8 protein-coding genes, 1 tRNA gene and 4 pseudogenes are annotated in these 8,547 nt (G+C 66.5%); 7 read left to right on the top strand and 6 right to left on the bottom strand.

All coding sequences use genetic code 11. The features are described 5' to 3' along the window. Positions 1 to 388: 388 nt before the first annotated feature. Entirely contained in the window at positions 389 to 1,507 is a 1,119-nt protein-coding gene (locus VXC91_RS39885) for an FAD-dependent oxidoreductase (RefSeq protein ID WP_329512245.1), read from the bottom strand. Between the two features lie 53 nt (positions 1,508 to 1,560). On the opposite strand from VXC91_RS39885, the gene VXC91_RS39880 reads away from it, so the two are divergent. Next, a complete protein-coding gene (locus tag VXC91_RS39880; protein ID WP_329512244.1) occupies positions 1,561 to 2,253 on the top strand; it encodes a TetR/AcrR family transcriptional regulator in 693 nt (230 codons plus the stop codon). A 158-nt stretch (positions 2,254 to 2,411) separates the two neighbouring features. On the opposite strand, the pseudogene VXC91_RS47300 reads toward VXC91_RS39880, so the two are convergent. Then, positions 2,412 to 2,540 (bottom strand): annotated as a pseudogene (locus VXC91_RS47300) (Tn3 family transposase); the annotation flags it as partial. 16 nt (positions 2,541 to 2,556) lie between these two features. Then, positions 2,557 to 3,552: pseudogene (locus VXC91_RS39875) on the bottom strand (Tn3 family transposase). Positions 3,553 to 3,603: 51 nt separating this feature from the next. Here VXC91_RS39875 and VXC91_RS39870 point away from each other — a divergent pair. Continuing rightward, complete coding sequence (locus VXC91_RS39870) at positions 3,604 to 4,098, top strand: hypothetical protein (protein ID WP_329512243.1); 495 nt, start codon at positions 3,604 to 3,606, stop codon at positions 4,096 to 4,098. Between the two features lie 42 nt (positions 4,099 to 4,140). On the opposite strand, the gene VXC91_RS39865 is transcribed toward VXC91_RS39870, so the two are convergent. Beyond that, positions 4,141 to 4,665: a site-specific integrase gene (locus tag VXC91_RS39865; protein ID WP_329512248.1), complete on the bottom strand. Its 525-nt coding sequence runs from the start codon at positions 4,663 to 4,665 to the stop codon at positions 4,141 to 4,143. A 316-nt stretch (positions 4,666 to 4,981) separates the two neighbouring features. Beyond that, positions 4,982 to 5,116: pseudogene (locus VXC91_RS39860) on the bottom strand (pentapeptide repeat-containing protein); the annotation flags it as partial. Between VXC91_RS39860 and VXC91_RS39855 the strand changes: the two are divergent. The 4 genes and pseudogenes from VXC91_RS39855 (at position 5,102) to VXC91_RS39840 (ending at position 6,772) form a co-directional block, all read left to right on the top strand. Continuing rightward, positions 5,102 to 5,710, top strand: coding sequence for a hypothetical protein (locus tag VXC91_RS39855; protein WP_329512247.1), 609 nt, complete (start codon positions 5,102 to 5,104; stop codon positions 5,708 to 5,710). The pseudogene VXC91_RS39860 and the gene VXC91_RS39855 overlap by 15 nt on opposite strands. Positions 5,711 to 5,947: 237 nt before the next feature. Then, positions 5,948 to 6,076: pseudogene (locus tag VXC91_RS47295) on the top strand (hypothetical protein); the annotation flags it as partial. 402 nt (positions 6,077 to 6,478) lie between these two features. After that, positions 6,479 to 6,682: a hypothetical protein gene (locus tag VXC91_RS39845; RefSeq protein WP_189309843.1), complete on the top strand. Its 204-nt coding sequence runs from the start codon at positions 6,479 to 6,481 to the stop codon at positions 6,680 to 6,682. A gap of 12 nt (positions 6,683 to 6,694) precedes the next feature. Beyond that, positions 6,695 to 6,772: transfer RNA gene (locus VXC91_RS39840), tRNA-OTHER, on the top strand. A gap of 254 nt (positions 6,773 to 7,026) precedes the next feature. On the opposite strand, the gene VXC91_RS39835 is transcribed toward VXC91_RS39840, so the two are convergent. Next, a complete protein-coding gene (locus VXC91_RS39835) occupies positions 7,027 to 7,461 on the bottom strand; it encodes a hypothetical protein (RefSeq protein ID WP_329512242.1) in 435 nt (144 codons plus the stop codon). A 348-nt stretch (positions 7,462 to 7,809) separates the two neighbouring features. On the opposite strand from VXC91_RS39835, the gene VXC91_RS39830 reads away from it, so the two are divergent. Next, entirely contained in the window at positions 7,810 to 8,139 is a 330-nt protein-coding gene (locus VXC91_RS39830; protein WP_329512241.1) for a hypothetical protein, read from the top strand. The last annotated feature ends 408 nt before the right edge of the window (positions 8,140 to 8,547 follow it).

Genomic DNA, 8,547 nt, shown 5'->3' with positions numbered 1-8,547 from the left:
TCGAAACGTTTCACGGCTTGCAGCCGCAACCGCTCCCGTATGGCCCTCCCGGCGTCGGTCAACCCGCCGCCCTGCGCGTACCTCACACCCCAGGTTTACTGGCCCTGCCCAGCCCTCGTCAGGCAAACGACTCCGACATCACCCAATCAAGTTCAGTACCCACGAGGCTCAGTCTTTTCAGGAGTTCGCAGACTCCTGGTGAGCTGGGAGGTGTTCCTCGCGAGGTGCTCAGACCACGAATATCCTCGACTCGATCGCGTACGTACCGCCGTGACGCGGGGTCGGTGAACCCGTCTGATCAAAGGGCTCCGAACCCGGTGGTGCTTGAGGCTTCACCAGCCCCGTAACTCACCATTAGATGGTGCTTGGAGCCTGTCGCGCTTGGCAGTCAGGATGGCTGGACTTGGTCGAAGAGGGCGAGGGCTTCGGCGGGGTCCGGGCTCACAAGGCGTTCCAGACCGGCCGTCGTGATCTTCGCCCACCTGCCGGCCCGTGCCCACATCTGTTCCTCGAAGGCGCGGACGGCCTCGTCCAGATCTCCAGGGCCGGTGGCGATGGACTCGGCGAGTTCGGCGCCTTCCAGCATCGCGAGGTTCGCGCCCGCCCCCAATGGGGGCATCAGATGGGCGGCGTCGCCCAGTAGCGTCACCCCGGGGACGTGGGTCCAGGTGTGGGACACGGGCAGGACGTAGAGGGGGCGGTGGACGAAAGCGGTGCCGTGGCGGAGGAGGTCGAGGACGGGAGCGGCCCAGCCGTCGAACAGAGCCAGCAGGCTCGATCGCACGGCCTCGACGTCGGCCAGGTCCAGGTTCGTGTGCCAGTCCAGCGGCGCGCGGAACTGGGCGTACACCTTGACGTGGCCGCCGCTGTTGCGCTGGGCGACGAGAGCTCGGTTCACGCCGTACACAGCCAGGGAACCGTCGCCGATCAACTGGGCGAGGTCAGGGTGGCGGGTGTCGACGTCGTCCAGGGACGTCTCGACCAAGGTGACGTCGGTGTAGTGCGGCGTCACCGAAGAGACTGCCGGGCGGGTCCGGGACCAGGCGCCGTCCGCGCCGACTACGAGGTCGAACGTTTCCTGTTGCCCGTCCGCGAAATGGACCAGTACGCCATCCCGGGTCCCCGGCACCACCTGCGTCACGCCCCGCCCCCACCGGACGTCGAGAGGGCCGAGCAGCAGGTCACGGAGTTGCCCGCGGTCGATCTCGGGATTGGCTCGGTCATCTGGACGGGGTCGCCAGTCGCGCAGGACGGTCCCGTCCGCGTCCAGGATGCGCATGGCCTGTCCCTCGGGACGAGACAGCGCCTGGAACTCCGCCAGCAGCCCCGCCTTGTCCAGCGCGAGCTGGCCCAGCCCTTCGTGCAGGTCCAGCGTGCCGCCTGGGGGGCGGGCGTCGGGGGCGGGGTCACGTTCGAGGACGGCGACGGGGTAATCATGGCGGTGCAGGACGCGGGCGAAGGTAAGGCCGGCAGGGCCACTGCCGACCACCGCGATACGTTGTCTCATATCGATACACTGTATTTTCTCATTACGATGCATCGCAACAGTACGGTGTGACCATGACTGTGTGGGACCGACCGGAGCCGCCGACTCGCCCCGTGCCGCTCGACCGGGAGCGGATCGTCGCCGCCGCCATCGCGCTGGCCGACGCGGGCGGGCTGGAGGCGGTGTCGTTGCGCAAGGTCGCCGGCCGGCTGGACGCCGGCCCGATGCGGTTGTACGGATACATCGCCACCAAGGAGGAGCTGTTCGACCTCATGGTGGACGAGGTCCACGCCGAGATTGTCCCCGAGGAGCAGCCCGGTGACTGGCGGGAGGCGCTGCGCATCCTCGCCCACCGCACCAGGCAGGCCGCTCTCCGTCACGAATGGCTGGCCGACCTGCTCGGCGGCCGCCCGACCCTGGGCCCGAACGGCCTCGCCGTGACCGAGGCCACGCTGGCCGCACTCGACGGCCTCGCCGATGTCGACACCGTCATGCGCGCCGTGGAGACTGTCAGCGCCTACTTCACCGGCGCGATCAGGCGCGAGATCGCGAACCTGCGGGCCGAGCGCGCCACGGGCCTGTCCAAGCGCGACTGGCAGCGCGCCTCCGGCCCGCATGTGACGAGAATGTTGGCCACGGGCCGCTTCCCGGCGCTGGCCAAAGCCGTGTACGACGGCACGGACGTGGACGCCGAGGCATCCTTCGCGACCGGCCTGGACTGGGTCCTCGACGCCGTGGCCGCCAAACTCACCCGGCCGCCGGCGTGACGCTCAGCTCCTGCCGAATGTGAGTGAGGTCGGGGTCGGTGTCCGCGGGCCATACGGGCTTGCGCCGCCACCACTTCATAACGTTGGCGCTGCCTTCGGGGCGCCGGGAGCGTCCGCTTCTTGGGTCGGGTCGTGGAAGGACCGCAAGAGATCGGCGGAAGCCGGGCGCACATGTCGTCGGTGGCGGGGAACCCGTCGGCGCGAATCTTCCTGACGGCGGCGTCCAAGCAGAGGGTGTTCCACCACACCACGGCGTTCAGGGCGAGGCCGAGGGCCGTACTGCTCAACGGGCAGAGGTGGCGGTCAGGCGGCCGTGCCGAAGCCGGAGGCGGCCGGGTCTTGGTCGCGGAGCTGGGTGAAGTCGACGTCGAGTTTCGGGTCGTACGCCTCGGGCTGGATGCCGAGTTCGTGGGTGGCGTACTCGCCGAACCGTTTGATGTGCTCGGTCAAGTACGGCGAGATGTGGGCCAGGTCCTCCGGGTCGATCTTCCAGCCTTCTTCCAGGAACTGGCGGATGATCTCCGCGATGTCCAGGGCGTTGTGGAAGATCACCGCGTTTGTGAGCAGGGCGTTGAACTTCATCGCCTTCTCCTGCTCGATGGGGTCGTTGTCGGCGAGGACGCCCTGGTTACCGAAACCGACCCGCTGGGAGAACCGGTTGAACGACTCGACCTTGTTCGTTGCCGCGGTCACGCGCCGGCGAAGCGGTGCGTCCGAGAGGTAGCGCAGCAGCTGCACGGTTCGGATCACCCGCCCGACCTCGCGGAACGCGGTGTAGGTGGAGTTCTTGTGCGACCCGGAACGCAGCCGCTTTAGCAGCGTCGAGGAGGAGATGGCGCCCTCTCGTACGGAGGCGGCCACCCGTATCAGGTGCCGGAACTGGGACTCGATCAGATCGAAGTCGATGACGTTCTTGCCCGCCTCCCCGAACAGCGAGTCGATGTGCATGTACTCGCTCTGCTTGGACGGACGGTAGAAGGGCAGGCCCTTTTAGTTCCTGATCCTGGGCATCAGATCGAAGCCCAGTAGGTGCGCCAAGGCGAAAACGGACACGCTCTGGCCCTGGGTGTCGGCGTGCACCGTGGTCGGTTTGACCTCGGAGGTGTTCTTGAGGAGACCCTCGATGATGTAGACGGCCTCCCACACCCCGCACGGGATGAAGTGCGTGAACAGCGCGATGTAGGTGTCCGAGATGTGGTGGTAGGCGATGCCGCCCGCCTTGGAAGCGCGCGAGTTCGCGGATTCCTGGACGTGAACGGGGCGGAACCGGGGTGTGGTTGGAGCATAGCGGCCGCAGATGGCTTGAGTTCGTGCCTGGTCATCTGTGACGGTAGTTCCTACCCTCCAACAATGGATTGGGGCTTAGTTGTCAGCACCGTGACGGGTGCGGTGATCGGGGTAGGTGCCACATCGCTGGCCGACCGATCCAGATGGCGTCGAGAGCAAGTCGACCGCCACACCACTATCAAACGCGAGCTGTACGGCGCATACCTCGCGGCCGTGGCACGAACATGGAGCGAAATCCGCGCCGCGATCATCAACAGCACCGAGCCGTGGCCCGAGCGCGCGCGTCTGGCAGCACACGCCTACCGAAACGGCGGTATGGACGAGCTGCGCTACCAGATATCCATCACCGCCCCACCAGACATCGTCGCCCTGTCCGACAAGGTCCTGCGAGGCATGCGCGACCTCGTAGAGAGCCTGGCTGCTGGACAGACTTTCGACGACTGGGTCGAACTCAGGAGCGCCAACCTCGTATTATTCGATGCGTTCGACACCATGCGAGGCAAGATGCGCCTTGACCTCGACCCCACATCGCACCCTCTGCCTCCTTCGGGCCCTTAACCTGACGAGAAGCCATCGTCGTGCCCAAATCGACACAGCTTCTCATCGCCAGAGAACGGATCGCCGTTCGGGGTGAGCGTCGTAGATGTACTTCATCGCGGTCTCGGCGGCGATGCCGAACACGCGCATGAGGTGGACAGGGTCGGCGGTGTGACGGGCCTCGTCGAGGATCCGGTCCTGGCGGAGCTTGGACGGGCTCAGTCCGAGGGGCCGGAAGATGTCGTTGATGACCATGGTCGAGACGGGCGGCAGCCGGTCGTCGGCCACGGTCTGCTGGCTGACCAGCAGGTAGGGGTTGGTCGTCTGGGGCCAGCACCGGTGCCGTTCGCGGAGCCAGTCGGCGGCGAGGGTGTGGGTGAGTTCGTCGAGGTAGACGGTGTGCTTCAGTTCCCGCCGGACCGTCAGACGCCCATGGGCGAGGTCGAGGTCGGTGAGGAGGAGGTGGCGGGCTTCGCGTCGGCTGAGGCCGTGGATGGCGACGAGCGCGACGACGAGCTTCGCCATCAGGGTGTTGACCCGGTCGAGCGCTGACCAGCGAGGAGGCTTGTACTTTGCGGCCTGGGTCACGGATAGGAGTCCCAGGCCGACATTTGCAGTCTGAGTTGGACCAAGTTGGGGGCAACAGCAGCCCGGCTGGCGGTGCTCCGCTTGGCGGTACCAGACCGGATGGCGCTCGGCCGATCGCGCGAGAGAAGTCGACTGTGCCGCCGGAGAACTCGGCCCAGATGAAGGTGACCACGGTGCCGGAGAACTGCGCCGCGCTGAAGGTGCTGGTGCCGCTGGAGAACTGCGTCCCGCTGAAGAACACGTCGTTGCGAAACTTGGCCCCGTCGAAGTCGACCGTGCCGCCGGAGAACTGTGCCCGGCTGAAGTCGATCCTGCCAGTGGAGAACTCCGCCCCGCGGAAGCTGACGGTGCCGCCGGAGAACCTCGCTTCGGTGAAGTCTCCGCCGTCGAATGTGACTCCGGTGAAGTCGAAGTTGTGGTCCTGCCAGGACTGCGGATGCTCGGGTTCCAGGCGGAGGTGGTCGCGGATGAGGCGGATGACGGTGTGCCGGACTTCCCGCAGGGTCAGGTAGGTGTGCCGGGCTTCCGCGTCGCCCGCCGGGAGGTCGGCCTCGGCGGTGTAAGGCAGGCGGAGGTAGGCGCACAGGACATCGATGCGGGTCTGGCGCAGGTCGCGGGTGGGGGCGTCGTCGGCGGGGCCGGCCAGGGCGTGTACGCCGCCAAGGCGGACCGCGGCAGAGTCGTGGCCGAGCTGGGCGACAGCCGCAGTGAAGCGTTCCGTGTGCAGGCGGGTTGCCTCGCGCAGGGCGCCGTCCTCGTCTACGCGCTGGCGTCGGTAGGCGACGACCAGGGCGACCAGGGCGCCGGCCCCGGCGACGACCCCGAACGACAGCTTCACCAAGTCGAACAGCGTCTTGGCATCGATGCGGTGCTCGGGCTTCAGCCCGCGCGCACCGAGCAGGTCCCACCCGGTGTAGAAGACGGTGGCGGCCACGAACACCGCGGCGGTGAAGGCCAGGACGAGCACGGTGCCGACCGGCCACAGGCGCAGGCCGCGCCGTTCCGTCCGGCGCCGGAACGTAGGTACTCCCATACCCGATCATGACCATTACCGGTCCGCGCCGGTTGCAGCTGTCGAGCCTGCCCGACAGTCAGCGGCTCAAGTGCCGTCGTCTGGATCCCGGATAAGCTCCCCATATCCGACAACTACACCGGTTTCGAACGCGCAGAGCGGCGCCAGCCTGCGGGCTGGCTCCCCTCGCGGGTATCTGGCGCGCTGCCACCCGTACGCCTGGCGTCCGGCCACCGGGCCCGTGACGGCCTCCTCGACATCCAGCACGTCGAGTACGCGATCGACGTTATTCAGATGCGGTTCCCGGGCTACTGCCTCGCCATCGCCGACTTCATCAGGCGGGCCAAGAACGACGGCATCGCGGCCGACTCTGGTCGAGGCTCCGCGGACGGCTCGCTCCGCGACCACAAGGACGACAACTCCGCGGGCGACGGCGGGTTCCTGAAGCCGGCGCTGGACTTCATCGTGGAGAAGGGCGAGGTCTTCGTTGAGCCGGCGAAGACGGAGGCCTACCTGGCCTCTGTCGCGGGAGCCTGACGGGATGTCTGACCTGGGCTCCGGCTGTCGTCCTCTGTCGTTGTTGGTCGACGTTGGCCGCCGTCGGACGGCCCACAGACGGCCCCGGCTTTGCTGCCGGAACCGCCGGGGTCTGCTGGCGCTCAGCCCCTCGATGCGAACTATGGGCGCGACAGTTGCTGAGGGTCGATTGGCAGGCCGTTGGCTTGCCAGGGGTCTTACTCGGTTGACTGTGGTCTGTGCGGTTGCTGTACTCCGCTGCTGAACAGCGACTTCGGGGGACCCGTGACCACACTGCCGGCAAGCGTAGATCGCGACATCGTCGATCACCGGATCATCTTCGCGCTCAAGACGATCCGCGAAGTGTTGGGCTGCACGATTCATGAAGCCATCGACGTGTTCGCGGTCCGGTATGAGGAGCTGCGCCGTGATCGTCCGGACGACTTCAGTGTCGGGCCCGAGGAGTACGGCCGGGGCTTCTACTCCTGATCGGCGGCGTACTGGGTTGGAAGACCAAGTGAGCGGTCTTGAAAACCGTCGTGGCGCGAGTCACCGTGGGTTCAAATCCCACACCCACCGCGCAGGTGAGCGGCCCCTGATCAGGCGATACGGTCAGGGGCCGTCGCGTTGTGCGGTGCCCGCTCGACACCGTGATTCCCCGCGGTTCCCCGTGCGATCGGGCACGGATGGGGCACGGGCACCTTCTGATCCGTAGCTCTATGTGGATCGGTCAGCGGAGGTCATAGCGGTCGCTTTGAGAGCTCCGGGGGACGTTGCTCGGCATGGGCGGTTGCTGGGGTTGCTGTACTTTTTTGCTGTATCGAGTGCGGCAGCTACCCCGCTCGTTCGAGGGTCAAGTCGCTACGGAGGGGCTTGGCGCGCCATATGGCTGCCAGCTGGGGGTAGGACTCAAGGAAGCGGCGGATCCTTCCGAGCGCGGCAGTTCTGGGCACGCCGACCTCGTCGAAGTCAAACCCGGTGTCTTGGTGGCCGAGGCTGCCGAGGTCAGCCCAGGCCGGGTCCTCCGCGAAGATGAGCTGGAGCTCTACCTGCCAGTACTCCGGCTGCCAATCAGGATCGTCACGCTCGCCGACCTCAGTTACAGCAAGCTGCCGCCCGAAGGACAGCGCAGGCTGGTCGTCGTTCCAGTCCCACCGGCCCCACTGGACGATGAAGCCGTCGCCATCGTTCTCGGGCCCCTCGATCCCGTCGATCTCGATCTGGAGAAAAACGCCGAAGGCATCCCAAGCGGCCTGGACATCGCGCACGGCGTCGGGCTCGACTCCTCGCTGCCTCAAGATTTGCGCGAACGTGTCGGCGCTGGACCGCCAAGGAATGGGCATGCGGGATGCTATCGCGATGGTCCTCGCGGCCCGGGCGCCTGGTCTGAGGTGGCCATCATGGAGACGTGTAGGGCGCTCGCTCTCCAAGTCTGTTGGTGGTGTCACGCGCCTCGAACAGGGTCGTTCACCTGCGTTCACGGCCGGTCGGCCGTGGGAGCGGCTATCGGCCTCGGACTTCCTTTGAACCGCCGTGAACGGTGCTGAATGAGACGGAAACTGAGACGGAGGGGCAGAAGCGTAGTCGCTAGCATCCTCGGTGTCTGAGGAGGAGCCATGGCACTGGGCCGCAAGGGATCACGGCGCATCGTTGTCGACGGCACGGCCTACCGCTGGCGGCTGCGACGTAGGCCGACTTACTTCCAGGGCCTGTCGTTGACACCGTGCACATTCGCGGTCGAACACGCAGACGCCCCGGGGGCAATGCTCGTGGTCACGACCAACCAGCCGCATCCGAGCAATTGGTTCGGACGTGAGGCCAAGCCCGTCCTGCCATCCGGCGTGGGCCAAGCCATTCAGCTTGCCCTTCGTGAAGGTTGGATCCCAACGGCTCCGGGCTCCCCGTTCCGCCTTGACCAGTCCGCCGGCTTCACGCCGTCGCCCTGAGCGGCGGCAAACAGGGAGCACCACTTTAGGAGCGAGGTGGGGCGATCGCTGGCGTGACCTGCGGAGACCTGGTTTGGGGCAAGGCCCGCTGCGTGCACCGTCGTTGCCCTTGATTCCCCGTGGTTTCCCGTCCGTTCTGGCACGAGAGTGGCACGGGCACCTTCTGATCCGTAGCTCTATCCGGATCGGTCGTTGGCGGTCACAGCGGTCGCTTCGAAGCCGTTGAGGGACACTGCCGGGCAGGGCCGGTTGCTGGAGTTGCTGTACGGCACTGCTGTACTCAACGCTACGGTGTCGCCTCGCACACTCCACACAAGGGGGAGAACCTTGTCCGCAAGACACGAAGACAAGCTGTGGAGGCTGCCCTCTCTGTCAATGTAGATCGAGTCAGGCATACTGGATGATTCG

It is taken from the genome of Streptomyces chiangmaiensis (assembly GCF_036281785.1).
Taxonomy (GTDB): domain Bacteria; phylum Actinomycetota; class Actinomycetes; order Streptomycetales; family Streptomycetaceae; genus Streptomyces; species Streptomyces chiangmaiensis.
This window is presented reverse-complemented; position numbering and strand designations above follow the sequence as displayed.

Bases quoted from the DNA above. Each gene is read 5' to 3' on its own strand.
- VXC91_RS39885 (WP_329512245.1), bottom strand. From the start codon at position 1,507: ATGAGACAACGTATCGCGGTGGTCGGCAGTGGCCCTGCCGGCCTTACC.
- VXC91_RS39880 (WP_329512244.1), top strand. From the start codon at position 1,561: ATGACTGTGTGGGACCGACCGGAGCCGCCGACTCGCCCCGTGCCGCTC.
- VXC91_RS39870 (WP_329512243.1), top strand. From the start codon at position 3,604: ATGGATTGGGGCTTAGTTGTCAGCACCGTGACGGGTGCGGTGATCGGG.
- VXC91_RS39855 (WP_329512247.1), top strand. From the start codon at position 5,102: ATGCTCGGGTTCCAGGCGGAGGTGGTCGCGGATGAGGCGGATGACGGT.
- VXC91_RS39830 (WP_329512241.1), top strand. From the start codon at position 7,810: ATGGCACTGGGCCGCAAGGGATCACGGCGCATCGTTGTCGACGGCACG.